The sequence below is a fragment of the Agrobacterium sp. A3-95 genome (genome assembly GCF_053521785.1).
The window spans coordinates 268240-292612 of sequence record NZ_JBNWDR010000008.1; the positions used below are offsets into that span (position 1 = coordinate 268240).

Genomic DNA, 24373 nt, shown 5'->3' on the forward strand with positions numbered 1-24373 from the left:
GAGGACTGGCTCATGAATATTCGTGCTGTCGCCGCAGATGAGGCGACGCGTGTGCAGGCTATCATTGACGACTGTCTGCATATGGAAGGGCCAATGCTGCCCATCCTGCACAGGGTGCAGGAAGAATTCGGCTATGTGCCTGATAGCGTCAAACAGGTGATCGCCCTGGCCCTCAACGTATCGCGTGCCGAAGTGCATGGTGTTGTGAGCTTCTATCCCGATTTTCGCGACCATCCCGGCGGGCGCCATGTGCTGAAGCTCTGTCGGGCCGAGGCTTGCCAGTCGATGGGCTGCGAGTCTCTTGCCGACACCATCAAGGGGAGACTTGGTCTCGACTGGCACCAGACGGCAAAGGATGGCTCGGTCACACTCGAGCCGGTCTTTTGTCTCGGGCTCTGCGCCCAGGCACCCGCGCTGATGCTGGATGGCGAGGTTCATGCCAGAGTGGATGAGCACTGTCTTGGCGACATTCTGGCGGAGGTGCGTCGATGAGCGTGACCGTTTTCGTGCCTTGCGATTCCGCAGCACTCGCCGTTGGTGCCGACCGCGTTGCCGAAGCAATCCAGGGTGAGGCCGCGGCCCGCAATCTTGATATTCGCCTTGTCCGCAACGGTTCGCGCGGCCTGCTCTGGCTTGAAGTGCTGGTAGAGGTCGACACCCATCATGGCCGCGTTGCTTATGGTCCGGTCAAAGCTTCTGATGTTTCCGGGCTGTTCGATGCGGATTTTCTTGATGGCGGCGATCATGCGCTCTGTCTTGGGCTGACGGAAGAAATCCCTTTCCTGAAGAATCAGACGCGCCTGACGTTTGCGCGCTGCGGCGTGACCGATCCGCTTTCGCTGGAAGACTACCGTGCCAACAAGGGCATGAAGGGGCTGGAGAGAGCCGTTGCACTCACCCCCTCGGAGATCGTCAAACAGGTCACCGATAGCGGCCTTCGCGGACGGGGTGGCGCCGGTTTTCCGACCGGTATCAAGTGGAAAACCGTGGCGGATGCCACCGCCGGTCAGAAATACATTGTCTGCAATGCGGATGAGGGCGACAGCGGCACCTTTGCTGACCGCATGATCATGGAAGGTGATCCCTTTGTCCTTATCGAGGGCATGGCCATTGCCGGCCTCGCGGTTGGTGCAACGAAGGGCTACATCTACACCCGCTCCGAATATCCCCATGCCGTTAGGACGATGGAAAAAGCCATCGACATTGCCCGGCGAGAAGGGGTTCTCGGCGCGTCTGTGCTGGGTTCGGGTCGCGCGTTCGATCTCGAGGTGCGCATGGGCGCCGGAGCCTATGTATGCGGTGAGGAAACCTCGCTGCTCAACAGTCTCGAAGGCAAGCGCGGCACGGTGCGCGCCAAGCCGCCGCTTCCCGCCCTGCAGGGGCTGTTCGGCAAGCCGACGGTAGTCAACAATGTCATTTCTCTCGCTTCGATCCCTGTGATCATGGATCGCGGCGCGGCGTTCTACCGGGATTTCGGCATTGGTCGTTCGCACGGCACAATCCCGATCCAGCTTGCCGGAAACATCAGACATGGCGGGCTTTACGAGACCGCTTTCGGTCTGCCGCTCGGGCAATTGGTCAACGAGATCGGCGGCGGTACCATTACTGGCCGGCCGGTCAAGGCGGTTCAGGTCGGCGGCCCATTGGGCGCTTATTTCCCGGTGTCGCTGTTTGATACGCTGTTCGACTACGAGGCATTTACCGCCGCAGGCGGCCTGATCGGTCACGCCGGCATCGTCGTCTTTGACGACACCGCCGATATGCTGCGCCAGGCGCGTTTTGCCCTGGAATTCTGTGCCGTCGAAAGTTGTGGAAAGTGTACGCCATGCCGGATCGGTTCGACACGCGGTGTCGAGACGGTCGACAAGATTTCCCTTGGAATAGAAGCAGAGCGAAATACGGCGCTGCTTGAGGATCTCTGCGAAACCATGAAGTTCGGTTCGCTCTGCGCGCTAGGCGGTTTCACGCCTTATCCCGTGATGAGCGCGCTCAGGCACTTCCCGCAGGATTTTGCACCCATCCCACGTGTCGAAGCGGCGGAGTAAGACCATGGCCCTTATATCTGAAATCGACTACGGAACACCAAAATCCACCTCGACAGAGATGGTCACGCTAACGATAGACGGCCGCGAGATCACCGTGCCGGCGGGAACGTCGATCATGCGTGCTTCGAGAGAAGCGGGCATCGATGTTCCCAAACTCTGCGCCACCGATATGGTCGATGCCTTCGGTTCCTGTCGCCTCTGTCTCATCGAGGTGGAGGGCCGCAATGGCACCCCCGCTTCCTGCACCACGCCAGTGGCGGCCGGTCTTGTCGTCCACACCCAGACGGAACGCCTGAAGCAGATCCGCAAGGGCGTGATGGAGCTTTATATCTCCGACCACCCGCTCGACTGTCTCACCTGCGCCGCAAATGGCGACTGTGAATTGCAGGATATGGCCGGCGCCGTCGGCCTGCGTGACGTGCGTTACGGCTATGATGGCGACAACCATGTGAAGGCCCGTGCCGGCGATGGCGACCTCAACGCCAACTGGATGCCCAAGGACGAGAGCAACCCGTATTTCACCTACGATCCGTCAAAGTGCATCGTCTGTTCACGCTGCGTGCGCGCCTGTGAGGAAGTTCAGGGAACGTTCGCGTTGACGATCGAAGGGCGCGGCTTCGAAAGCCGCGTTTCGCCCGGCGCCCACGAGGCATTTCTTGATTCCGAATGCGTTTCCTGCGGCGCCTGCGTGCAGGCCTGTCCGACGGCGACGCTGACTGAAAAATCGGTGATCGACATCGGCCAGCCGGAACATTCGCTGGTCACCACCTGCGCTTATTGCGGTGTCGGCTGCTCGTTCAAGGCGGAAATGCGTGGCGAAGAGCTGGTTCGCATGGTGCCGTGGAAGGACGGTCAGGCAAACCGTGGCCATTCCTGCGTCAAGGGTCGCTTTGCTTATGGTTATGCCAGCCACCGCGACCGTATTCTCAACCCGATGGTCCGCGAAAAGATCAGCGACCCGTGGCGCGAAGTGACGTGGGACGAGGCGTTTGCCCATGTCGCCTCCGAATTCCAGCGCATTCAGGGAACCTATGGCCGCGAATCCATCGGCGGTATCACCTCTTCTCGCTGCACCAATGAAGAGACCTTTCTGGTCCAGAAGCTCATCCGTGCCGGTTTCGGCAACAACAATGTAGATACCTGCGCCCGCGTCTGTCATTCGCCGACGGGGTACGGGTTGGGGCAGGCGTTCGGCACCTCTGCCGGAACGCAGAATTTCGATTCCGTCGAACATTCGGATGTTGTCCTCGTCATCGGCGCCAACCCGACGGACGGGCACCCGGTGTTCGGCTCACGCCTGAAGAAGCGGCTGCGCCAGGGCGCCAAGCTGATCGTCATCGATCCGCGCCGCATCGATCTCGTTCGCACGCCGCATGTGGAGGCGTCGTTCCATTTGCCGCTGAAGCCCGGAACGAATGTTGCGGTGCTGACAGCCCTTGCCCATGTCATCGTTACCGAAGGATTGTTCGACGAGGCCTTCATCCGCGAGCGTTGCGACTGGTCGGAATTCGAGGACTGGGCCGCGTTCGTGGCCGAACCGCAGCATGGCCCGGAGGAAACAGAAAGCTTTACCGGCGTTCCCGCCGATGAGCTGCGCGGTGCCGCCAGGCTGTTTGCCAAGGGCGGCAATGGCGCAATCTATTACGGGCTTGGCGTTACCGAACACAGCCAGGGTTCCACGACCGTCATGGCGATTGCCAATCTTGCCATGGCGACCGGCAACATTGGTCGCCTTGGTGTCGGCGTCAATCCGTTGCGTGGCCAGAACAATGTGCAGGGTTCCTGCGACATGGGTTCCTTCCCGCATGAGCTTCCCGGTTATCGTCATATATCCGACGATGCCACCCGGGAAATATTCGAAAAGCTCTGGGGTGTTACCCTCAACAACGAGCCGGGGCTGCGCATCCCCAACATGCTGGATGCAGCCGTCGATGGTAGTTTCAAGGGCATCTACATTCAGGGCGAAGACATCCTCCAGTCGGACCCGGACACCAAGCATGTTTCAGCCGGTCTTGCCGCTATGGAATGTGTTGTCGTGCACGACCTGTTCCTGAACGAGACGGCAAACTACGCGCATGTCTTCCTGCCGGGTTCCACCTTCCTCGAAAAGGACGGAACCTTCACCAATGCCGAACGCCGCATCAATCGTGTGCGCAAGGTCATGTCGCCGAAAAACGGCTATTCGGATTGGGAGGTCACCCAGAAGCTGGCTCAGGCCATGGGGCTGAACTGGAACTATACGCACCCGTCGCAGATCATGGATGAAATCGCGGCGACGACACCGAGCTTTGCCGGCGTTTCCTATGACTATCTGGAGAGCAGAGGCTCGGTGCAGTGGCCGTGTAACGAAAAATTCCCGGAAGGCTCGCCGATCATGCATGTGGACGGGTTCGTGCGCGGCAAGGGCAAGTTCATCCGCACCGAATATGTGGCGACGGACGAGCGTACCGGCCCGCGCTTTCCGCTGCTGCTCACCACCGGCCGCATTCTGTCGCAGTACAATGTCGGCGCGCAGACACGGCGCACCGAAAACGTCGTCTGGCATGAGGAGGATCGTCTCGAAATCCATCCGCATGATGCCGAACAGCGTGGCGTCAAGGATGGTGACTGGATCAAGCTCGCCAGCCGTTCGGGCGATACTACGCTGCGGGCGCTGATCACCGATCGCGTTGCGCCGGGGGTGGTCTATACCACCTTCCACCATCCGGGCACGCAGGCAAACGTCATCACCACCGACTACTCCGACTGGGCGACGAACTGTCCGGAATACAAGGTCACTGCAGTTCAGGTCTCGCCCTCGAACGGGCCGACCGAATGGCAGGAAGGATATGACGCGCTCAGCCGCCGTTCGCGGCGGATCGCTGGCAAGCTCGAGGCGGCCGAATAATCGGGGCCGGGGCAATCTCGGCCTTTTGAAAACGTGAACGTCGACCGTCAGGCGGCGCGGGGAAAACAGCCATGTTGCTTAATCACACCGACGAAAAACTGGTGAGAATGGCGAACCAGATCGCGACTTTTTTCCTTTCCCAGCCGGAGGATATCCGCGTTGAGGGGGTCGCCACGCACATTAACAAATTCTGGGAACCCCGTATGCGCAAACGGTTTTTCGAGATGGTTGATGCCGGTGCCGGGGAGTTTTTGCCGCTGGTGCTCGCAGCAGCGCTCAAGATCAAGAGGCCCGGGGTGCCCGCCGCCGATGCGGTCGGGCTTGGCAAGGATGCCACGGGAACGCCGGAGGGCAAGGGCGTTGCTGCGGGCGAGTCCTTGTCCGAACCGAGCATTCCCGAAACCACGTAAAGCCAGGCGGTAACACGCCGCAAACAGGTATTGCCGGATGGGGGACATCCGGCGATCTCGGTAACGCCCGGTCGATGCGGCCAATGCGGGCGTATCATGGTTGTCCAGACATTCACGAGGGAGGTAGTGTCGATGGCAGTAGCAGGCGTATCTGCGGGAGGGCCGGCGCAAGCCGGGATTCTAGACCGCGAACGGATCATAGCAAAACCGGGCTTCAACCGCTGGCTGGTACCGCCGGCGGCTTTGGCCATTCACTTGTGTATCGGCATGGCCTACGGCTTCAGCGTCTTCTGGCTGCCGCTGTCCAAGGCATTGCCGGCAACGGACCCCAGTTGCTCCAGCCTTACCCTTGTCGGGGCGCTGTTCACCACCGAGTGCAACTGGCGTGTGGCCGATCTTGGCTGGATTTACACGCTCTTCTTCGTCCTGCTGGGATGCTCGGCGGCGATCTGGGGCGGTTGGTTGGAAAGGGTCGGGCCGCGCAAGGCCGGCTTCGTTTCCGCCTGCTGCTGGTGCGGCGGCATTCTGGTTGCAGCGCTTGGCGTGATGACGCACCAGCTCTGGCTGATGTGGGTCGGGGCAGGTGTCATCGGCGGCGTTGGTCTTGGTCTCGGTTACATCTCGCCGGTATCGACATTGATCAAATGGTTTCCGGACCGGCGCGGCATGGCAACCGGCATGGCCATCATGGGCTTCGGCGGCGGTGCTATGATCGGCGCACCGCTTGCCAATCTGCTCATGAATACCTTCAAGACGGATACTTCAGTCGGTGTCTGGCAAACGTTCGTCGTCATGGCATTGATCTATTTCGTCTTCATGATGGCGGGTGCCTTCGGTTACCGCATTCCACCGGCGGGCTGGCGTCCGGAAGGCTGGACGGCCCCGGCGGCCAAAAGTGCCATGATCACCAATCGTCACGTTCATCTGCGTGATGCGCACAAGACGAAGCAGTTCTGGCTCATCTGGGCGGTTCTGTGCCTCAACGTGTCAGCGGGTATCGGCGTGATCGGCATGGCATCGCCAATGTTGCAGGAGATTTTCGCGGGTTCGTTGATCGGTCTGCCCGGCGTTGGCTTTGCTGACCTCAATATCGAGCAGAAAGCATCGATCGCCGCCATCGCGGCCGGGTTCACGGGCCTGCTGTCGCTGTTTAACATCGGCGGCCGCTTCTTCTGGGCTTCCATGTCCGACAAGATCGGCCGCAAGAACACTTACTTCTGCTTCTTCGTGCTTGGCATCATTCTTTATGCGCTGGCCCCGACGCTGGCAACGATGGGTTCCAAGGCGTTCTTCGTTCTTGCCCTCGGCATCATCCTGTCGATGTATGGCGGCGGCTTTGCAACCATTCCCGCCTATCTTGCCGACATATTCGGCACGCAGTTCGTCGGCGCGATCCATGGCCGTCTGCTGACGGCATGGGCAACGGCCGGTATCGCCGGGCCTGTTGTCGTCAACTACATCCGCGAAGCACAGATCGCGGCCGGTGTCGCACCGGGTCCCGCACTCTATACCAGCACCATGTACATCCTGGCGGGGATGCTGGCGATCGGCCTCATCGCCAACGCGTTTGTCCGGCCGTTGCCGGAGAAATGGTTCATGTCGGATGCGGAGGTTGCGACACTTCAGGCCAAGACAGCCGCCGCCAATGCAGGGCCCACCGGTTCCTTCGGTATCGGCAGGGGTGGCTTGGACGCCAAGGCCGCACTGGCCTGGGCAGCCGTCGGCATACCACTTCTCTGGGGCGTGTGGGTCACGGTCAAAAGCAGCCTTGTGCTGTTTGGCTGATTGCGACAAGCATCAGATCGTCCGGGCAGCCCTGTGGCTGCCCGGATTTGTTTTCAGGCCTTGAGTGACAGGCGGGCATTCTCGAAGGGCAGGCCGTCATCGTCAGTCGACCTGCGCGAGACTTCAAGGAAGCCGAGCGAACGGTAAAACCGCATCGCCTGCTCATTGGCGGTATAGACCTCAAGCGACAATTCACCCTTGAGATCAAGCGCGTGGGCGATGAGCCTGCGCCCGATACCCTTGCCCTGTTGTGCCGGTGCGACGAACAGGCCTCCGATGAAACTGTCGAGCAGGCTGATGAAGCCGACAGGGTCGCCGGCCTGCGCCGCGACGAAAGTCTCCGATAGCGGCAGATAAGTATCTTCGATCAGTCTTTGCTGCTCGCGCAAACGCTGCGTGCCGATAAAGGGATGTGCCAGCAGCGAGGCATCAAGCCAGATGCGTGACAGGATTTGCGTATCCGCTGCCGCGTCAAACGGCCGGATGTCGATAGATTTGATATTCATGGAAATTCCGCAGAATTAGACATGCCAAAGGGTCAGCTCCGTTTTCAGAGCCGGCTGAAACCGCGATGGGCGGTCAGATTTTCAACCTCTGCGCATAAATCTCCCTGCTTCGAACCTGTATTTACCGCTGCTGCGCAGCAGGGTCAACAAAGGGAAAGGCGGGCTTTCCTCAAGATCCTGCCGGCAGGGTCAGCGAACAGGTGAGCCCGCCATTTTCGCCGCGCTCCAGCCTGATGCTGCCGCCATGAAGCTCCACAAGTTCCTTGACGATGGTAAGGCCGAAGCCGTCACCCGGAACGGTCTCGTCCATGCGTCTGCCCGGCTGGAAAGCCTCGGAAATGCGGGCATCCTCGATGCCCTGTCCATCGTCCGAGATCACGATCCAGACGTCGCGTCCGGTCTTTTTCGCGGAAATACAAACCGCGCTTTTGGCCCATTTGAATGCGTTGTCGATGATATTGCCAACGATCTCGTCCAGATCCTCAGGGGTGACCTGCAATAGCAACTCGGGGTCCACATCGACTGTAGCGACAATCCCCCGGTCGGCATGAATACGCGACATGATATCAACGATATCGTCTATCCTCGGTTTGAGGGCGGTCACCGTGGCCGTGCCGCCTGCCGCGGTCTTGCGGGCTCTAGCCAGATGGTGGCGGATGCGCTGGTCGATCCTGTCCACCAGCGCACGCATTTCGCGGTCCGGGTCGTTGGTTTCGTTGAGCGCAAGGTAGAGGCTTGTCACGGGAGTTTTCAGACCATGGGCGAGATTTGCAAAGTGCAGACGTGTTTCCGCAAGCCTCTCGCTATTCTGCTCCACGAGACGGTTGATTTCGCCCGAGGCGGGACGCAGTTCCTCGACATCCGCCTCCGGCAACCTGTCGAGTGTGCCTGCCGAAATCGAGGAAATATCGGCGGTGAGTTGCCGCAGTGGTCGCAGACCATATCTGACCTGCAGGAAAATACCGCCGACGAGGCTCGCGCCCAAGAGGGTCATGGCAGGTATCAACCACAGAAGCGCGCTGCGGGCGGGTGCAACCAGCGCGAATTGCGGCGCAGTGGCAGTGATTTCGACGAGGCGCTGTCCAACCATGGTTTGAATGGATCTGAGATAGAGCTTCTCGCCGTGAAAATCGGCATTCGCGCCGGGACGAGGGCCGTGGCCCATCATTTTGCGCCATTCGAACGGGGAGGGCGGGTTGGTTATGGTTTGCCCCGCGAGCGACCGAGAGACGATAGCTACACCCTCGCCGGTGATCTGCCAGTACCAGCCGGAGCCGCGCCTGTCGAATGGCGGGCCGTCCAGCGCGGCGTTGAGTGTCACGCCGCCGCTTGCGCTGCCGGAGAGCGCGCTCCGCAATCCCTCTATCTGCGTGTCGAGCCGTTGGTCGATCTGTTCACGCACCACGGCGGCAACGATGAGATAGAGTATGATGGAGGCGACGATCACGGTCGCGGTGACGAAAACCACGGAAAAAACCGTGAGGCGGCGCGAGATCGACGAACCCGGAATGGCCGAAAACTCCCTCATGGCTCTGCCTTCAGCATGTAACCGCGCCCGCGAACGGTCTCTATATGCCCGGCACCGATCTTGCGTCGCAGGCGGGCAATGATCACTTCGATGGAATTGGAATCCACTTCCGCATCGCCCTCATAGACCCGTTCGATAAGTTCGCGGCGGTCGACCACCACTTCCTTGCGCAGGATGAGGCAGGAGAGGACCCGCCACTCCAGCGCGGTCAGCTTCAGCGGCAAGCCGTCCTGTTCGAAGGTTCCGAGCTGCGCATCGAAGATGAGCGAACCGCAGGTGATGGCGGAGGCGGCGTGGCCGGTGGCGCGGCGAACGAGTGCACGCAACCGCAGCACCAGTTCTTCCACCTTGAACGGCTTGGTGAGAAAATCGTCTGCTCCCGCCTTGAAACTCGCCACCTTGTCCGGCCATCCGTCACGCGCGGTCAAAACGAGCACGGGAAGGTTCCGCTGCGCCGCCCGCCATGATTTCAGAACCGATACGCCATCGATTTTCGGTAATCCCAGATCGAGAACGGCCACGTCGTAAAGTTCGGTAAGCCCGGCATGTTCGGCATCCTCGCCATTCTGCGCGATGTCGACGACAAAATTTTCCGCCCGCAGGCTGGCTGCGATGCGCCGGGAAAGATCGGTATCGTCTTCAACGAGAAGTATGCGCATGATCCTGCCGTTTCGGTTTCGTGGGCGGTGTTTTAACTAGGCCCGGAAGGCTTAACTCAACCTGAACCACAAGGTTCAGGCTGCTGGTGGCGCCTGGCAGGTAAAAAGGCCCTGTCAATCAAACAGGAGACCACCATGTCCCACTCTGAAGAGAATAACGAAATCGCAGCACCGAAGGCCACTTCTGACACTCCCGTGCCGCCGCACCGGAAACATCGCCGTAAAACCGGAGCGTTCGCCTTTGCGGCCGTTGCCATGCTGGCCGTTGGGGCAGCTGCCGGAGCCGGTGCTGTGAAGCTGACACGGCCGACACCCGAGATGGCGCCGATGACGCCCGTTGCCATTTCCACCGTCAAGGAAGGGAATCTCGTGACCCTGAAGGGCAAGGTCGCCGAGATTTTCGGCAACAAGTTCATTGTTCAGGATGATAGCGGCCGCGCACTCATCGATACCGGCCCCGAGGGCGACAATGGGAAGGTCGTGACTGTCGATGAAGCGGTCAGCGTTCAGGGCCGTTTCGACAGGGGTGTCCTGCGGGCAAGCTATGTCGTCCGTCAGGATGGCAGTATCGAGGCACTAGGACCGGCAGGCCGTCCGCCGCATCATGGTCCTAAAGAGGATATGATGCGCGGGCCAAAAGGCGACGGCCCGATGGGTGAGATCATGCCTCATCCCAAACCCTGATATCGGGGCCTGATCTGCGCCAGACGGCGCGGGCTCGAAGACGATAACCGTCCCGAGCCCGCACCGCCGGTTTTTTAAGGTTTAGCCTGCACGCTTCAACTGCAGACGCGAGACACCCGCAGCGATGTTAACGCCGGTGCCGACTTCGGCGCTGAGCGGCTGAAGCGCGACGTTCTTGGCATTGCCGCCGATCAGTGCATTGGCGCCCAAGCCCACGCCGACCGATGCGGCAGCGGAGGCACCAACATAGTTGCCGCTCAACGCACCGTCACCCACGCGGCTGGCTGCGGTGTTCAGCACGATCCAGCTCATATAGGTCTTGCCGGTTACGCCGATGTCGAGACCGAGCTTGCCGATCGTGCCGGTATAACGCTCGGTCTTGCCGGAGCGCTGGCGAAACTCGCAGGCCACGCTCTTGCTGGAGCCGACCACAAGGCCGACGCCGCCGGCAATTTCGCACGACAGGGTGCCGACGCGTTCCTTCTGCGCGGCTTCCATGGGGCGTTTTGCATTGTGCTTCGTTTCGGCTGAAGCAATCGGGGCAAGGGCCAGGGTTGCAATCGCGGTTGCGAGAACGAATGTCTTCATTGTTTTTCACTCCTGTTGTTATTCGCTAGATGGATGCGCCGGGGCGGCGTCTCCAGATAGGTGCAAGGCCGCTGCCGTATCGCCAGATCGGCGATGATGGGCCGCGACGCGAAACATTCTGCGATGATGACCGCATGTTCGAAGGCAGAGAGTGTTTCCACCTCTCCGGAGAGCACGATACGGCCCTCCACGGAGGTGACGGAGATCGAGCTTTTTTCCTGCCCGTCCGCATAGGCGATCACGGCTTGCAACGCGGCGCACAGGCTGATCTCCTGGGGATCGCAGCTTGACACCTGGTTTGCATCGCACGAGAGCATCATCGTGAAACCTCCTGCCTTGAACATAGATGGTTCACTTGAGAACTTTGTTGACGGCGTCCTTTGCCTGTCCGAGCTTCTCCTGCGCCTGGCCAGCCAGTTTCTCGGCCTTGCCTTCTGCCTGAAGCTTGTCGTTGCCGGTGATCTTGCCGGCAGCTTCCTTGATTGTGCCCTTGGCTTGACGGGCGATACCTTCGATACGGTTATTGTCCATGACGAACTCCTTCCATCGTTAGAGGGTGCCGCTGTTGGTAGCGGCATGATGGTAAGGTAGTTCGGGAAAATCACAGTTTGCAGAGCAATAGCTACTAGTTGAACTGGTACAAACTGACCTATTTTCGCGTTCGGCTGCGGTTATTTTTCCCTATGGCCGGTAAAACCGCGCTCACGTGCCCAGATCACGGCGGCGGTGCGGCGGTTGACGCCGATCTTGCCGTAGAGTGAGGCGATATGGTTGCGGATCGTATGCTTGGACAGGTTCAGCCTGTCGCTCATTTCCTTGTCGCTGCATCCATCGCAGATCAGTGACAGGATTTGCTCCTCGCGCTCGGTGAGATCCTTGAGGGAGGCGGAAGACGTTGTGCCGCGGGAGTTCTGCCGCAGCCCCGCCAGCCGCTCGACAACCGTCCGGCTGAACCAGGATGTATCGGTCATGACGCTTTCGATCGCTTCAATCAGTTCGTTCTCGGTTCTGCGCCGCTCAGTCACGTCCTGTATCGCCCAGATGACACAGAGCTGATCGTTGATCTCGGCGCGTTCGGCGGAAACGATGCATTCGGCCAAACCGCCACCGGAAAGATTCATGCGCATGTTCTCATCGCGGATGGGGATGTTGTCCTTCAGCCGCTTTTCGAGATCGCGGCGCGCGCCCGCGTCCTCCCACAGCCGCAATTCGCTGGCCGTCTTGCCCACGACTTCGGCCTCGTTGCGTCCGCACAGGACCAGAAAAGCGTCATTGACTTCCATCAGCACGAAGTCGTCCAGCCTCGAAATCGCTGCCGGGACAGGCGACAGGCGAAAGGATTTGAAGAAGCGCTCCTCGCTCTGTCGCAGAGCGTTCTGGGCTTTGCGGCGGCCGTCCAGATCGGCGAAGGTGAACAGCATGCACGGTTCTTCGGCAACGGCGATTGTTTCGCCGGCGACGATGACCAGCCTGTCGCCGCCGGGGATGGGAATGAGCGCCTCGCGCTGACGGATGAGCCGGCCATCCTCCAGCTTTTTCAGGGCGTCCTCGCCTGTATCGCACTCTGAAAACAGTCCGAGTTCCTCGACACTGATGCCGATGATCTCTTCACGGCTGAACCCGGTCATCTCAAGGAAACCCTGATTGACGCGGATGAAACGCTTGTCCTCCAGCCGGCATATCAGCCCCGGCGCCGGATTGGCATTGAAGGCGCTCTCGAAGCGCGCCTCCGCCTCGAAACGCGGCGTTTCGTCCCGGATGATCAAGACCAGAACATCCGGTTTTGCACCAGCATCTTCAAGAACGAGGCCACGCACCGTGTGGACCCAGCATTCCGCTTCATCGCCGCTTGGCGATATCTCTACCGTCACATCTTCGAAGGTCTCGCCCGCCAGAAGCCGTTCAAGCGGATATTGTCCCTCGTCGAGCAGGTGGTTGTTGCGGTATCGAAGCGTGAAATTTCGCCGATAGGCAGCGGCATCCTCCCCAAGCTCAGGCATCGCTTCTATACGGTGCATCTGAAGGGCGGCCTTGTTGGCCCAGGCTATCGTTCCGTCGTTTTCGAGCAGGATCAACCCGTCGCTGAGGCCAGCTATGAGGTTTTGCAACACGAGCCGGTTGATCTTGGGAATGTTTACGCTGTCGTCCATGTTGCCCCCGGTATTTCAATGCTTTGTGCCCGCTATAACGCGCGGTTCCGCCAAGCGTTGCAGGGCAGGCGTGTCGCATGGCCTTCGCGCATGGTTTGCGATGCCGGTTGCTTGCTCTCAGGTCCATTTGAGCTACTATGCGCTGATGGCGGGGAGGCCATTCTACAGGAGGGTTCATGAATTACCGGTCTTTGAAACGGCGTATGGTGTTGAAACTTGCGGCTACGGCTGCTTCTTTTTGCATGATGGGACTGACGGCGAGCGCGCAGGGTTTTCCTGATCGAACGATTACGCTGGTCGTTCCCTTCGCGGCAGGTGGCTCAACCGACGTGGTTGCGCGCGTCATCGCACAGAAAATGGGTGATGAGCTTGGTCACCAGATCGTCGTTGAAAATGTTGCCGGTGCTGGCGGTAATCTCGGTGCCGACCGTGTCGCACGCGCAGAGCCTGACGGTTACACGATCCTGATGGGCACCGTTGCGACCCATGCCTTGAACCCGCTCATTCTCAAGACAAAGCCTTACGATCCGCAAAAGGATTTCGCCCCGGTCTCGCTTCTGGTCGTGGTTCCCAATGTGCTTGTTGTCAATCCGAAGCTGAACGTCAACAGCGTCGCGGAATTGATCGCGCTTCTGAAAGCCGAACCGGACAAATATGCCTATGCCTCGTCCGGCAATGGCACGCCGCTGCATCTTTCAGGGGAATTGTTCAAGAGCATGACCGGTGTGAGCATGCAGCACGTTCCCTATAAAGGTGCCGGCCCCGCGCTCAACGATCTTCTCGGCAACCAGATTTCGATCATGTTCGACAATCTGCCGTCGTCGTCCGGCCACATAAAATCCGGCACATTGCGGGCGCTTGGCGTAACGACTGCCGAGCGGGCGTCATCATTCCCGGATCTGCCGACCATTGCCGAAACCGTACCCGGTTATGAAACCTACACGTGGAACGCGCTGTTTGCGCCTGCCGGCACGCCGGCCGATGTGGTGGACACACTGAATGCGGCGGCCAAGAAAGCGCTTGCCGATCCGGGTGTGGCGGCCCGCATGGCCGAATTCAGCGCCAAGATCGTCGGTTCTTCGCCCGATGAGCTGAAAAGCCACGTTGCAGCCGAAATCGCCAAGTGGGAACCGGTCGTCAAGAACGCAAACGTCCAGATGGATTGACCAGATATGTTCTCGCCGCGCACCGGAGCCTGGGTGCAGCGGGAAGCGCCACCACGCAAAAACCGTGGCCGAAGCTTTCATTGGCATCGGCCACGTTCGTTGCCGTCACACCAGCTGATGTGTCGTTTTCGCATCACTTGCCATAAGGTTGCAATTACCCGGTTGGCAACGGCGAACAGCTCAGGTACAAATTTCTCACCGCGTCAGATCGAACATAGGGAGGCGTTGCATGACATCATCATTCATCAAGTTCCTCCCGCGTGGAATGAACCGACACTAGGTCATTTCCATTCGTGGCCCGCCCCGAGCGCGCCCCACATGCGGTTTTGTTTTCCTTCATAGCCCGATTGATCTGACGGGATCATTTTTGTTTTCCGCCCGGGCTGTGCCATCCAACTTCCGTTTTTGAGGACCGGTTGCCGAACGCATGGCGCCGTGCTGGTTAAAATGTCTCGCAAGAAGCTCGATTTCCGCGCCGATGCCCATCGCCATGTGCTCGGCTTTGTTTTCCACCATTGGACCCACCGGCGGGCATTGGTGGGCTTTATTGTTGTGCTGGTGATTGCCAGCACGCTGGCCGAAGTCATGGTGCCGGTTTTCTCCGGCCAGATCGTCGATGCCATTGCCGGCGGCAACGGGGCTGACCGGGCGCTGCGCGCCTTTGTCGTCGTCGTGGCGCTGGGCTTGACAAGCGTAGTCCTGCGCTGGTTCGTGTTTAACGGCATCATCAGGCTGACGCTGAAAACCATGGCGGATGTGGCGAATAACGGTTTCTACCGGGTGCAGCGGTTCTCAACCGACTGGCACGCCAACAGCTTTGCCGGTTCCACGGTTCGCAAGATCACGCGTGGCATGTGGGCGCTTGATTCACTCAATGACGTGCTTCTTATCGCCCTGTTGCCCTCCATCGTCATGCTGGTGGGCGCCACCGTCGTGCTGGGTAGTTACTGGCCGATCATGGGCTTGATCGTGGGCACGGGGTCGCTGATCTATGTCGGCGTCACCGTGTTGCTCTCCATGGGCTTCGTATCGCCGGCGGCAAGACTTGCAAACGCCTGGGATACCAAGCTTGGTGGCGCGCTGGCAGATGCCGTCAGCTGCAATTCGGTGGTCAAGGCTTTTGGCGCAGAGACCCGCGAAGAGGCGCGGTTGCGCCATGTGCTGGCCAAATGGGACAACCGTACGCGAAGGACATGGAAACGAGGCACGCTGAACGGCACGATCCAGGGCTTCATGATGGTGTCCATGCAGGCCGGTATTCTGGGAACAGGCCTTGTCATGTGGCAGCAGGGGCTGGCGACGCCGGGCGACATCACCTTCGTGCTGGCGATGTTCTTCGTCCTGCAGGGCTATCTGCGTGATGTCGGTCAACACATCCGTAACCTGCAACGCGCCGTAAACGACATGGAAGAGTTGGTGTTGCTCGACAAGATGCCTTTGGGTGTCGAAGACAGGCCGGATGCCAGGCCGATCAGGATAGAGAAGGGCGAAATCGTTTTTGACAACGTCACTTTTCAATATGGCGCGCATCCCAGCCCGCTCTATGAGGACTTTTCAGTCACCATCAGGTCGGGTGAGCGTGTGGGGCTGGTCGGGCATTCGGGGTCGGGAAAGACGACATTCGTCAAGCTTATCCAGCGGCTTTACGATGTGAATTCCGGCTCGATCCGCATTGACGGCCAGGACATCGCCAAGGCCAGGCAGGCAAACCTGCGCAGCCAGATCGCCATCGTGCAGCAGGAACCGATCCTGTTCCACCGCACGCTGGCGGAAAACATCGCCTATGGCCGGCCGAGCGCCTCGCGGCGTGAGATCGAGCAGGCGGCGAGGCAGGCAAGCGCCCATGACTTCATCATGTCCCTTCCCAAGGGCTATGAGACGATGGTGGGTGAGCGCGGCGTTAAATTGTCTGGCGGGGAGCGGCAGCGTGTCGCCATTGCCCGTGCCTTCCTCGCGGATGCACCGGTGCTGATTCTGGACGAGGCGACATCGAGCCTCGACAGCGAAAGCGAAGTGCAAATCCAGGAGGCCATGGAACGTCTGATGGATGGCCGCACCACGCTGGTCATTGCGCACCGGCTTTCCACCGTGCGGGCGCTTGACCGTCTGCTGGTGTTCGACAAGGGCAAGATTGTCGAAGAGGGCGACCACCAGGCGCTGATCCGTCTGAACGACGGCATCTATCGCCGGCTATTCGAGCGGCAGGCGCTGGAACTGACCAAGGGTCTGGTGGCTTAAAAAATGAAACGCCGGGGCAATGCTCCGGCGTTTTTCTTTTGCGCGGCGGCCAACAAATGCTCACAGCCAAACACTTAGCTAATCGACGAAGTTTCCCTTGCGTTAGAGCCGTACTACATGATAGTTAGCAATATGACTAAGCATTCGCCCGAACTATCGCTGATCTTTCAGGCTCTGGCCGATCCGACACGCCGGTCTATTCTAACGAAGCTCGCGCAAGGGCCTGCTCGCGTCATGGAATTGTCCGCTCCCACGGGGCTGCGTCTGCCGACCGTGATGCGGCATCTGTCGGTACTGGAGGAGGCGGGACTTATCCGCACCTCCAAGGATGGGCGGGTGCGCACCTGCGCTATCGTGCCCGATGCTCTGGAGCCGGTGCGGACATGGCTTGATGAACAGCGGGCCATTTGGGAGAGCCGGCTCGACCGGTTGGAGGCATTTGCAATGCAGGCTGCGAATGAGCGCACGGAATGATGTCGAAACTCAATCAGGACGGCACCCGTGCTGAACCCCATCTTGGCGATGGCCGCTTTGCAACACTGAGCTTCGAAAGGGTGGTCGCTGTTCCATTGTCGGTCCTCTGGCAAGTGTGGACGTCGCCTGCCGCGCGGGCTGTCTGGGCAGCGCCCACGCCCGCCGTGACCGTGGAGTTTCTGGAAGCCGATACCAGAGTTGGCGGACGCGAAGTTTCGCTCTGCAAGGTCGATGGGCAGCCTGATATTCGCTGCGAATGCGGGTGGCTGGAATTGCAGCCAGCCTTGCGCAGCGTCAATTACGAGGTGGTGTCGTCCGGTGACGTGACGCAGTCTGCGGCGCTGGTCACCGCTGATTTTTCGGCGACGGAGCAGGGCAGTCGCGTTGTCGTAACCGTGCAGCTTTCCTCATTGGCTGCGGATATGCAGGCGGGTTACCGGCAGGGCTTCGGTGCTGGTCTTAACAATCTGACCGAGGTGGCCAAACGGACAATGGTGCTGGAGCGAACGATAAGGGCGCCGCGCAACATCGTCTGGAAGGCCTGGATGAATTCCGAGACGCTGCCGCAATGGTGGGGACCGGAAGGGTTTTCGTGTCGCACGAAGAGGATCGATCTGCGAACCGGCGGCGAGTGGGTGTTCGACATGATCGGACCTGACGGCACTGTCTTCCCGAACCATCATCGATATATCGAGGTCAGGCCTGAGGAGAGGATCGGCTACACGCTGCTCTGGGGCGAAAACGGGCCGAAACATGCCGACGCCTGGGCTTCGTTCGAGGATCAGGACGGCGCGACGAAGGTCGTGCTCGGCATGGTGTTCAGCACGGAAGCCGAGTTCCAGGACGCGAAGGGTTTTGGGGCTATCGAACTGGGTCAGCAGACGCTCGGCAAACTGGAACGCTTTGTTTTCGCATCGTAATCGCACGGGGACTGAACTTCAACAGGGGCGTGATGCCCTCTCGGGGTGACTGGATTATCGACCCCGCGTTCCTGCCGTCACGGTGATGTTCAGATTGCGTTGACGGCAGAAATCGTAATTTGCATCACCCGGTTTTCACCGTTCCGCACACAGCAAAAATTAAGGAGATTGCGACACTGATGTCTCGACTACCTTTTGGAGAGTGATGATGCAGTCACGACGTTGGCGTGTGATAGCCGTGGGGATATTTCTGGCGATAGTCGGCGCCGCGCTGCCCATTGCCGCCATGGCCTGGACGTCCTGGCGTGTAGCCATTCAAAAAGAACTCTTCATTCTCGACCTCGTCGCCGAAAGATCGCTTGTTCGTGCCGGAAATACATTCAGGCAAGCGCAAGGGGCATTGGAAGCAATTGAAACGGCGCACCCTCCCGCATGTTCGGATCAGCATATTGCACAAATGCGGATGGTGACGATCAACGTTCCCTCAATCGAGGAGATTGGCTATTTCGAAAACGGCTTCATCAAATGCACCTCCTGGGGCCGCGCCGCTGGCGACGTAGCCAAATCCCATGTCGACTACGTCACACCGGACGGTCTTGAAGTGACGTTGCGTATCCAACCCGGCATCAGCCACGGCGACCAGATGACGAGCCTGCATCTCGGCCACCACAACGCGCTCGTCGCACCTTCGAGATTTGCTGATATTGTGCTGCGGGACGGGATGTCTCTCGCGATCCTCAACGATAAAGCTGCGGTCATCAGCACGCAGAACCTTCCCGATACAGGGGTTCTGGCCACGTTGCCGACAAAAGAGGGACAGGGCACGACGGACGCATGGCTTTATTCGGTGGTAAAGGAGAATGCGCTGACGGCGGTGGTTCTCGAGCCAAGGGCGGCGTTGCGAACGAGGCTGGTACGGGAGTTGACTATCCTTTTGCCCATCGGCGCATTCATTGCGCTCTTTATCGTCGCCATCGTCATCTGGATGTCGCGCAAGCCGTTGTCGCCGGAAACGGAACTGGAAATCGCAGTCCAGAACCGTGAATTCATCGTCCACTATCAACCGATCATCGAACTCAAGACCAATATATGCGTGGGCGCCGAAGCGCTTGTCCGCTGGCGGCGGCCTGATGGCACGCTGGTGAGGCCAGACCTCTTCATTCCGCTGGCGGAAGAAACAGGGCTGATAGAGCCCATCACCGATCAGGTCGTTGAAGCCATTATTGCAGATCTTGGTACCATGCTCGTTGGGGATCGCAGCGCACATATCGCCATCAATCTCTGCGCCGACGATGTAAAATCAGGCCGGATACTAGACTTCATCGATCAACGCCTTGTCCGCGCGGATATACGCAAGGAGCAGATATGGCTTGAAGCGACCGAGCGCGGTTTCATCGACATTGACGCGGCGCGCGTGACGCTGGACAGAGCTCGCAAGGCCGGGCATTCCGTGGCAATTGACGATTTCGGAACCGGCTATTCCAGCCTTCAGTATTTGCAGGGACTGCCGTTGGACGCCCTGAAAATCGATAAATCCTTCGTTGATACGATCGGCAGGAACACCGCAACCAGCACCGTGACGCTCCATATTATCGAGATGGCGCGCGAGCTTGGACTGTTTTCCGTTGCGGAAGGTATCGAGAGGCCGGAGCAGGCGGCCTATCTGCGGGAACATGGTGTGGATTTTGGTCAGGGCTGGCTGTTTTCCAAGCCGCTTCCAGCCGAGGAATTCATCGCCTTTCACCGTCGGAACAAGTCGACATACGGCTCCGCTCCCGAGGTCATTCAGGTCGCGTCGGTCTAGGTTGAGCGAGACCTGAGCGTCTTGACGCTACCCGTCGCTATCCGGCCAGTTCTTCCGTAATGACTTCGAACCGCTTCAGGATAGCCGGCCCGAAGGCGGTGGACAGGGCGACGTCCGTGGCATCTCGTCCTGTCGCCATCAAGATGCGTCCGATGCGGGGCCTGTTGTGACGGGCATCGACCGTATACCAACGGCCGCTGAGATAGACCTCGAACCAGGCGCTGAAATCCATCGGGTTGGGGTCTTTCGGTACGCCGATATCACCGAGATAGCCCGTGCAATAGCGAGCGGGGATATTCATGCAACGGCAGAGGGTGATCGCAAGATGTGCGAAATCGCGGCAAACCCCGGTCCGGTCGATGAAGCCGCCATATGCTGTCCTGAGCGGATCGGCTTTCTCGTAGTTGAAGACAATATGGGAATGGACAAAGTCGAGGATCGCCTGCACACGGGGCCAGCCGAGCGGTGTTGCCGAGAAGTTTTTCCAGGCGAAGTCTGCCAGGCGGTCGGTATCGCAGTATCGGCTGCCTAGCAGGAACACTAGAACATCGTCTGGTAAATCCTTGATATCGTGCTGGAAAGCGTTTTCAGGAACCGGATCTGGCAGGCCGCCGTCATATATGTCGAACCGCGTCGAGATCGTCGTCACACCTGGCGGTGCGGTTATGCGGCTGCAGGCGTTCCCGAAGATATCCATATAACCCCAGGCCTCGATCGGCCTGTCGAAGGTCAGCACCTGTTCGGTGAGCAGATCTGCGCGCCGGCTGGGGTGGAGATTGAGAACAAGCAGCATTGCCGTCTCATTCTCGCATTCATAAGCAATATCGAACCCGGCGCGAATCTTCATTCAGTACATCCTTTATGAGCCATCTTGATGTTGTTCACGCTGAAACGCTTTCACGCCCTCGGGCGGGCGATCATGCATCATCAAGGCGCGGCATTGTAGCCGCGCCCGCCTGTGATTTCACTTTATTGGCGGTGAAGCCTTGCCGAGTTTTACGGAAGGTTCCCGTCCCCAGACACGCAGCTTGCCAAGGTTCGACACGAAGCCAGCGAGGCCTTCCTCACCTGGGAGGATAATCGTGCCCTCGTCAAGATCGCCTGCGATACCGGCCTTTTCCAGCAATGGCAGCGCAGACTGGTCGTAACCTATGAACTTGCAGTGCTGGAAAGCATCGGCCACGAAGTCACGCGCCGTCGCCTCGTTGACCAGATCGTCTATCCCCTCGGCAGAAGTCAACAGTGCAACTGCATCGAAGAGAACCGATGGCCCGCCGTCGATCATGTGATGGGCCGCAATCCAGCTCCCGTCTGAGGCGGTGACGCCACCGACCTTCGGGGCTATCAATTCGCAGACGGCTTTTTCCTTGGTAATCGCCGACATCAGGCCGTTCAGCAATTTGGCGTCGACACCATCGGTGACGAGTATACCAAGCTTGCGGCCTTCGAAGCGTTTCGGGCCACGCTCGACGATGCTGAGCGCCGGCGAGGGTTCCAGATCCTGACGTGTCGGCATGGCGGCATCCGCCGGCTTCGGCATAGACTTGAAACCGAGCTTCTGCGCGACGGTGTTTGCCAGCGTCTCGTCGATGTTCATGAGATGCGACACCATGCGTTCGCGGATCACGGCTGTTTCCACCTTGCTCAGTTCAAATGTCAGGGCTGCCGCGATATGACGCTGTTCGGGCGGGGTCTGGCTGATGTAGAATTGCCGTGCCTGGCTGTAGTGGTCGGCAAAGCTCTCGGGGCGCAGCCGCGCCTTCATCCCCTGTTCTTCTGCCGGAAAATGGCGATAGCCGCGGCTCGGCGACTCTCTCGGGCCTTCACCGAACGAGTTCGGCTGGTAATTCACCCTTCCAACAGGATTGCGCATGGCCATGTGGCCATCCTGCTGGAAATGCGCGAAGGGACATTTCGGTGCATTGATCGGCAGGTGGGTGAAGTTTGGCCCACCAAGGCGTTTCAGCTGGGTGTCGAGATAGGAAAAGTTGCGACCCTGCAACAGCGGATCATTGCTGAAGTCGATACCCGGCGGCACGTTCTGCGTCATGAACGCAACTTGCTCGGTTTCGGCAAAGAAGTTGTCGGGCATGCGGTCGAGCACCAGTCGTCCGACCGGTTGCGGCTTCAGGATTTCCTCGGGGATGATCTTTGTCGGATCGAGCACGTCGAAATCGAAGCTGTCGGCAAACTCCTGATCGAAGAGCTGCACCTGCAATTCCCATTCCGGGAAGTTGCCGGACTGGATCGCCTGCCACAGATCGCGGCGATGGAAATCGGGATCGGCGCCATTGATCTTGACCGCCTCGTTCCAGGCGACCGATTGAAGCCCGAGCTTCGGCTTCCAGTGGAACTTGACGAAGGTCGATTCATCCTTGGCATTGACCAGACGGAAGGTATGAACGCCGAAACCCTCCATAAAGCGGAAAGACCGCGGTATGGTACGATCCGACATGGCCCACATGACCATGTGCATGCTTTCCGGCGTCAGGCTGATGAAGTCCCAGAAATTGTCATGGGCCGTCTGCGCCTGCGGAAAAGCCCGGTCAGGTTCCTGCTTGGCGGCGTGGATCAGGTCGGGAAACTTGATGGCGTCCTGAATAAAGAAGACAGGAATATTATTGCCGACGAGATCCCAGTTGCCTTCCTGTGTATAGAGCTTCACTGCGAAACCGCGCACGTCGCGCGCAAGGTCAGCTGAGCCCTTGTTGCCCGCAACCGTCGAGAAACGGACGAAGGCTGGTGTCTTTTCGCCGGCGCGCTGCAGGAAATCCGCCTTTGTGTATGCGGAGAAGGACTCGTAAGTTTCGAAGAAGCCATGCGCGCCGTAACCGCGCGCATGCACGACGCGCTCGGGAATGCGCTCGTGGTCGAAATGGAAAATCTTTTCGCGGAAATGGAAATCATCAACGACGAGCGGCCCGCGCGGCCCGACCCTTAGAGAATTCTGGTCGTCCGCGACCGGCCCCCCTTGCGCGGTCGTCAGCACCGGCGCGTCGTTTTCGGCTGTCTGATGCATCTCGCCGCCGGCACCACGCTCCAGCTTCTGGTCATGGATTGTCACGGTTTCGGTCTTGTCGCTTGGTGATGTGGAGGTGGTCTTGGCCATGATGTGGCTCCTGAATTGGAAGGGGCCTATCCGACCCGGAAATGAAAAAGCCGCCCTAAAAGACGGCCTAAGCTTGGAAGGGTCCCCGCACGGTCTTCGGCAGAGCCTTCAGCACTTGTTGTTCGGCGAGACAGATGTCCTTGAGCGTATCGAGGAACAGGTCATGCAATGTAGTTTCCGCAGGCATGTGGGAATCCGATCAACTTTGAATGATGTACTTGGACAACCCCTGAGTGGAGACGATGTTCCTGCTGCGGGAAAAGAATTCACATTCCGGTGCGCGGTGGCATCACAGCGATGCCAGTAACCGGTTGAATAGGCGGACGTTCCTCATCCGGCAGAGATAGTTCGGTGGCGTTTCGACGATGATGGAACGGCAAGGCCAGCAAATTCTATTTTCAGATTGGCGGAACCATGAGGCCCGACATGTTGTTTCCCTGTCGAGCCTGCACTGAAGGCTACAACGAGGAAAAATCATGAAAAAGCTTCTTTTAGCCGCCGCGCTTCTCGGCGCGTCGACCCTTGGCGCCTTCGCTCAGACGTCCACCGCTCCAGCCACAGATGGCAGCAAGCCTGCCGTCGCCACGCCGGACACCAAGAATGCGACTGCGCCTGTGGAAGGCGCAAACAGCTTTACCGAGGAACAGGCGAATAAACGCCTTATGGACGCCGGATATGCCGAAGTGACCGGTCTTACGCTCGACGACAAGGGCGTGTGGCAGGCCAAGGCCTCGAAGGACGGCAAGTCTGTAAACGTGGCGCTCGACTATCAGGGCAATATTGTCGCTAACTAATTCAATCTTTGGGAGAATCCTATGAAGACCGTTACCGGACTTTTCGACGACTACTCCGATGCCAGCGCCGCCGTTACTGCACTGGAACAACGCGGCGTCCCGTCTAAAGATATCAGCATTGTTTCCAACAATGCAGACGAACGCCATGGCAATGATTCAAAAGCTGCTGAAGGGGCAGGCACGGGTGCCGGCATCGGCGCTGCTGTCGGTGGTGTTGGCGGCCTGTTGACAGGCCTTGGCATCATGGCAATTCCCGGCGTCGGACCGGTGGTTGCGGCAGGCTGGCTTGCCGCGACGGCGGCAGGCGCTGTTGCCGGTGCCGTCGCAGGCGGCGCCGCCGGCGGCCTTATCGGCGCGCTGACGGACGCCGGCGTTTCCGAAGACCATGCCCATGTTTACGCAGAAGGCGTTCGCCGGGGTGGCACGCTCGTGACCGCGAAGGTCGAGGACAGCCTTTACACGGACGCCGAAGAAGTCCTGCGCCAGTCCAACTGGGTTGATCCGGACAAGCGGCGCGCGGCCTATGCCGAAGACGGTTGGTCACGGTTTGACGACACGCTCGATCCTTATGAGCCCACTGAAATCGAACAGGAACGTCTGCGTTACAGACGCTAAGCATTAGAAAC

22 protein-coding genes and 1 pseudogene are annotated in these 24373 nt (G+C 59.3%); 13 read left to right on the plus strand and 10 right to left on the minus strand.

Annotated elements, in window-relative coordinates; genetic code table 11:
• Positions 1 to 12: 12 nt before the first annotated feature.
• The 5 genes from ACQZ5Y_RS20720 to ACQZ5Y_RS20740 all read left to right on the plus strand — a co-directional run bounded on the left by ACQZ5Y_RS20720 (position 13) and on the right by ACQZ5Y_RS20740 (position 7127).
• Positions 13 to 492, plus strand: a complete 480-nt coding sequence (locus ACQZ5Y_RS20720) for a formate dehydrogenase subunit gamma (protein WP_065661920.1) — start codon at positions 13 to 15, stop codon at positions 490 to 492.
• Entirely contained in the window at positions 489 to 2045 is a 1557-nt protein-coding gene (locus ACQZ5Y_RS20725) for a formate dehydrogenase beta subunit (RefSeq protein ID WP_065705598.1), read from the plus strand. Before ACQZ5Y_RS20720 ends, ACQZ5Y_RS20725 begins: the two co-directional genes overlap by 4 nt.
• A 4-nt stretch (positions 2046 to 2049) precedes the next feature.
• On the plus strand, positions 2050 to 4932 hold the full coding sequence (gene fdhF / locus ACQZ5Y_RS20730; RefSeq protein WP_065705596.1) for a formate dehydrogenase subunit alpha: 2883 nt from the start codon (positions 2050 to 2052) through the stop codon (positions 4930 to 4932).
• Positions 4933 to 5003: 71 nt separating this feature from the next.
• Positions 5004 to 5342 carry a formate dehydrogenase subunit delta gene (locus ACQZ5Y_RS20735; RefSeq protein WP_019566726.1) on the plus strand — a complete coding sequence of 113 codons (339 nt, stop codon included), beginning with the start codon at positions 5004 to 5006 and terminating at the stop codon, positions 5340 to 5342.
• Positions 5343 to 5474: 132 nt separating this feature from the next.
• Positions 5475 to 7127, plus strand: a complete 1653-nt coding sequence (locus tag ACQZ5Y_RS20740) for an OFA family MFS transporter (protein WP_112199193.1) — start codon at positions 5475 to 5477, stop codon at positions 7125 to 7127.
• 53 nt (positions 7128 to 7180) lie between these two features.
• Here ACQZ5Y_RS20740 and ACQZ5Y_RS20745 read toward each other — a convergent pair whose 3' ends face one another.
• The 3 genes from ACQZ5Y_RS20745 to ACQZ5Y_RS20755 all read right to left on the minus strand — a co-directional run bounded on the left by ACQZ5Y_RS20745 (position 7181) and on the right by ACQZ5Y_RS20755 (position 9820).
• Positions 7181 to 7633, minus strand: a complete 453-nt coding sequence (locus tag ACQZ5Y_RS20745) for a GNAT family N-acetyltransferase (RefSeq protein ID WP_065661923.1) — start codon at positions 7631 to 7633, stop codon at positions 7181 to 7183.
• 169 nt (positions 7634 to 7802) lie between these two features.
• Positions 7803 to 9161 carry a sensor histidine kinase gene (locus ACQZ5Y_RS20750; RefSeq protein ID WP_174051163.1) on the minus strand — a complete coding sequence of 453 codons (1359 nt, stop codon included), beginning with the start codon at positions 9159 to 9161 and terminating at the stop codon, positions 7803 to 7805.
• Positions 9158 to 9820, minus strand: a complete 663-nt coding sequence (locus ACQZ5Y_RS20755; protein ID WP_019566729.1) for a response regulator transcription factor — start codon at positions 9818 to 9820, stop codon at positions 9158 to 9160. The genes ACQZ5Y_RS20750 and ACQZ5Y_RS20755 overlap by 4 nt, the downstream gene beginning before the upstream one ends.
• Before the next feature lie 135 nt (positions 9821 to 9955).
• Here ACQZ5Y_RS20755 and ACQZ5Y_RS20760 point away from each other — a divergent pair, with 135 nt between their 5' ends.
• A complete protein-coding gene (locus tag ACQZ5Y_RS20760) occupies positions 9956 to 10504 on the plus strand; it encodes a hypothetical protein (RefSeq protein WP_174051165.1) in 549 nt (182 codons plus the stop codon).
• A gap of 81 nt (positions 10505 to 10585) precedes the next feature.
• Here ACQZ5Y_RS20760 and ACQZ5Y_RS20765 read toward each other — a convergent pair whose 3' ends face one another.
• From ACQZ5Y_RS20765 to ACQZ5Y_RS20780, 4 genes are all read right to left on the minus strand, one after another.
• Positions 10586 to 11092 (minus strand): DUF992 domain-containing protein, encoded by a 507-nt coding sequence (locus tag ACQZ5Y_RS20765; protein WP_174051167.1) that lies wholly within the window; start codon positions 11090 to 11092, stop codon positions 10586 to 10588.
• On the minus strand, positions 11089 to 11412 hold the full coding sequence (locus ACQZ5Y_RS20770) for a BON domain-containing protein (protein WP_236763066.1): 324 nt from the start codon (positions 11410 to 11412) through the stop codon (positions 11089 to 11091). The genes ACQZ5Y_RS20765 and ACQZ5Y_RS20770 overlap by 4 nt, the downstream gene beginning before the upstream one ends.
• A 31-nt stretch (positions 11413 to 11443) precedes the next feature.
• Positions 11444 to 11623, minus strand: coding sequence for a CsbD family protein (locus ACQZ5Y_RS20775; RefSeq protein ID WP_004431371.1), 180 nt, complete (start codon positions 11621 to 11623; stop codon positions 11444 to 11446).
• A gap of 140 nt (positions 11624 to 11763) precedes the next feature.
• Positions 11764 to 13242 carry a PAS domain S-box protein gene (locus ACQZ5Y_RS20780; protein WP_004431372.1) on the minus strand — a complete coding sequence of 493 codons (1479 nt, stop codon included), beginning with the start codon at positions 13240 to 13242 and terminating at the stop codon, positions 11764 to 11766.
• 176 nt (positions 13243 to 13418) lie between these two features.
• Between ACQZ5Y_RS20780 and ACQZ5Y_RS20785 the strand changes: the two genes are divergently transcribed.
• From ACQZ5Y_RS20785 to ACQZ5Y_RS20805, 5 genes are all read left to right on the plus strand, one after another.
• Complete coding sequence (locus tag ACQZ5Y_RS20785; protein WP_025594897.1) at positions 13419 to 14408, plus strand: Bug family tripartite tricarboxylate transporter substrate binding protein; 990 nt, start codon at positions 13419 to 13421, stop codon at positions 14406 to 14408.
• Between the two features lie 447 nt (positions 14409 to 14855).
• A complete protein-coding gene (locus ACQZ5Y_RS20790) occupies positions 14856 to 16646 on the plus strand; it encodes an ABC transporter ATP-binding protein (RefSeq protein ID WP_174060250.1) in 1791 nt (596 codons plus the stop codon).
• A 132-nt stretch (positions 16647 to 16778) separates the two neighbouring features.
• A complete protein-coding gene (locus ACQZ5Y_RS20795; protein WP_174051171.1) occupies positions 16779 to 17120 on the plus strand; it encodes an ArsR/SmtB family transcription factor in 342 nt (113 codons plus the stop codon).
• Entirely contained in the window at positions 17117 to 18040 is a 924-nt protein-coding gene (locus ACQZ5Y_RS20800; RefSeq protein ID WP_065705583.1) for an SRPBCC family protein, read from the plus strand. The genes ACQZ5Y_RS20795 and ACQZ5Y_RS20800 overlap by 4 nt, the downstream gene beginning before the upstream one ends.
• Positions 18041 to 18248: 208 nt before the next feature.
• A complete protein-coding gene (locus ACQZ5Y_RS20805; RefSeq protein ID WP_174051173.1) occupies positions 18249 to 19844 on the plus strand; it encodes an EAL domain-containing protein in 1596 nt (531 codons plus the stop codon).
• A 37-nt stretch (positions 19845 to 19881) separates the two neighbouring features.
• On the opposite strand, the gene ACQZ5Y_RS20810 is transcribed toward ACQZ5Y_RS20805, so the two are convergent.
• The 3 genes and pseudogenes from ACQZ5Y_RS20810 to ACQZ5Y_RS20820 form a co-directional block, all read right to left on the minus strand.
• Positions 19882 to 20691 carry a transglutaminase-like domain-containing protein gene (locus ACQZ5Y_RS20810; RefSeq protein ID WP_004431379.1) on the minus strand — a complete coding sequence of 270 codons (810 nt, stop codon included), beginning with the start codon at positions 20689 to 20691 and terminating at the stop codon, positions 19882 to 19884.
• 117 nt (positions 20692 to 20808) lie between these two features.
• Positions 20809 to 22953: a catalase gene (gene katE / locus ACQZ5Y_RS20815; protein ID WP_174051175.1), complete on the minus strand. Its 2145-nt coding sequence runs from the start codon at positions 22951 to 22953 to the stop codon at positions 20809 to 20811.
• Between the two features lie 85 nt (positions 22954 to 23038).
• Positions 23039 to 23140: pseudogene (locus ACQZ5Y_RS20820) on the minus strand (DUF892 family protein); the annotation flags it as partial.
• A gap of 289 nt (positions 23141 to 23429) precedes the next feature.
• Between ACQZ5Y_RS20820 and ACQZ5Y_RS20825 the strand changes: the two are divergent.
• Together ACQZ5Y_RS20825 and ACQZ5Y_RS20830 are read left to right on the plus strand one after the other, a co-directional pair.
• The gene (locus tag ACQZ5Y_RS20825; RefSeq protein WP_013761045.1) at positions 23430 to 23747 is read left to right on the plus strand and encodes a PepSY domain-containing protein; all 318 of its coding nucleotides are present in this window, start codon (positions 23430 to 23432) and stop codon (positions 23745 to 23747) included.
• A gap of 21 nt (positions 23748 to 23768) precedes the next feature.
• Positions 23769 to 24362 carry a general stress protein gene (locus ACQZ5Y_RS20830; protein WP_019566741.1) on the plus strand — a complete coding sequence of 198 codons (594 nt, stop codon included), beginning with the start codon at positions 23769 to 23771 and terminating at the stop codon, positions 24360 to 24362.
• The last annotated feature ends 11 nt before the right edge of the window (positions 24363 to 24373 follow it).

Coding starts and splice junctions, on each gene's coding strand:
- ACQZ5Y_RS20720 (WP_065661920.1), top strand. CDS start 13: ATGAATATTCGTGCTGTCGCCGCAGATGAGGCGACGCGTGTGCAGGCT.
- ACQZ5Y_RS20725 (WP_065705598.1), top strand. CDS start 489: ATGAGCGTGACCGTTTTCGTGCCTTGCGATTCCGCAGCACTCGCCGTT.
- fdhF (WP_065705596.1), top strand. CDS start 2,050: ATGGCCCTTATATCTGAAATCGACTACGGAACACCAAAATCCACCTCG.
- ACQZ5Y_RS20735 (WP_019566726.1), top strand. CDS start 5,004: ATGTTGCTTAATCACACCGACGAAAAACTGGTGAGAATGGCGAACCAG.
- ACQZ5Y_RS20740 (WP_112199193.1), top strand. CDS start 5,475: ATGGCAGTAGCAGGCGTATCTGCGGGAGGGCCGGCGCAAGCCGGGATT.
- ACQZ5Y_RS20745 (WP_065661923.1), bottom strand. CDS start 7,633: ATGAATATCAAATCTATCGACATCCGGCCGTTTGACGCGGCAGCGGAT.
- ACQZ5Y_RS20750 (WP_174051163.1), bottom strand. CDS start 9,161: ATGAGGGAGTTTTCGGCCATTCCGGGTTCGTCGATCTCGCGCCGCCTC.
- ACQZ5Y_RS20755 (WP_019566729.1), bottom strand. CDS start 9,820: ATGCGCATACTTCTCGTTGAAGACGATACCGATCTTTCCCGGCGCATC.
- ACQZ5Y_RS20760 (WP_174051165.1), top strand. CDS start 9,956: ATGTCCCACTCTGAAGAGAATAACGAAATCGCAGCACCGAAGGCCACT.
- ACQZ5Y_RS20765 (WP_174051167.1), bottom strand. CDS start 11,092: ATGAAGACATTCGTTCTCGCAACCGCGATTGCAACCCTGGCCCTTGCC.
- ACQZ5Y_RS20770 (WP_236763066.1), bottom strand. CDS start 11,412: ATGATGCTCTCGTGCGATGCAAACCAGGTGTCAAGCTGCGATCCCCAG.
- ACQZ5Y_RS20775 (WP_004431371.1), bottom strand. CDS start 11,623: ATGGACAATAACCGTATCGAAGGTATCGCCCGTCAAGCCAAGGGCACA.
- ACQZ5Y_RS20780 (WP_004431372.1), bottom strand. CDS start 13,242: ATGGACGACAGCGTAAACATTCCCAAGATCAACCGGCTCGTGTTGCAA.
- ACQZ5Y_RS20785 (WP_025594897.1), top strand. CDS start 13,419: ATGAATTACCGGTCTTTGAAACGGCGTATGGTGTTGAAACTTGCGGCT.
- ACQZ5Y_RS20790 (WP_174060250.1), top strand. CDS start 14,856: ATGTCTCGCAAGAAGCTCGATTTCCGCGCCGATGCCCATCGCCATGTG.
- ACQZ5Y_RS20795 (WP_174051171.1), top strand. CDS start 16,779: ATGACTAAGCATTCGCCCGAACTATCGCTGATCTTTCAGGCTCTGGCC.
- ACQZ5Y_RS20800 (WP_065705583.1), top strand. CDS start 17,117: ATGATGTCGAAACTCAATCAGGACGGCACCCGTGCTGAACCCCATCTT.
- ACQZ5Y_RS20805 (WP_174051173.1), top strand. CDS start 18,249: ATGCAGTCACGACGTTGGCGTGTGATAGCCGTGGGGATATTTCTGGCG.
- ACQZ5Y_RS20810 (WP_004431379.1), bottom strand. CDS start 20,691: ATGAAGATTCGCGCCGGGTTCGATATTGCTTATGAATGCGAGAATGAG.
- katE (WP_174051175.1), bottom strand. CDS start 22,953: ATGGCCAAGACCACCTCCACATCACCAAGCGACAAGACCGAAACCGTG.
- ACQZ5Y_RS20825 (WP_013761045.1), top strand. CDS start 23,430: ATGAAAAAGCTTCTTTTAGCCGCCGCGCTTCTCGGCGCGTCGACCCTT.
- ACQZ5Y_RS20830 (WP_019566741.1), top strand. CDS start 23,769: ATGAAGACCGTTACCGGACTTTTCGACGACTACTCCGATGCCAGCGCC.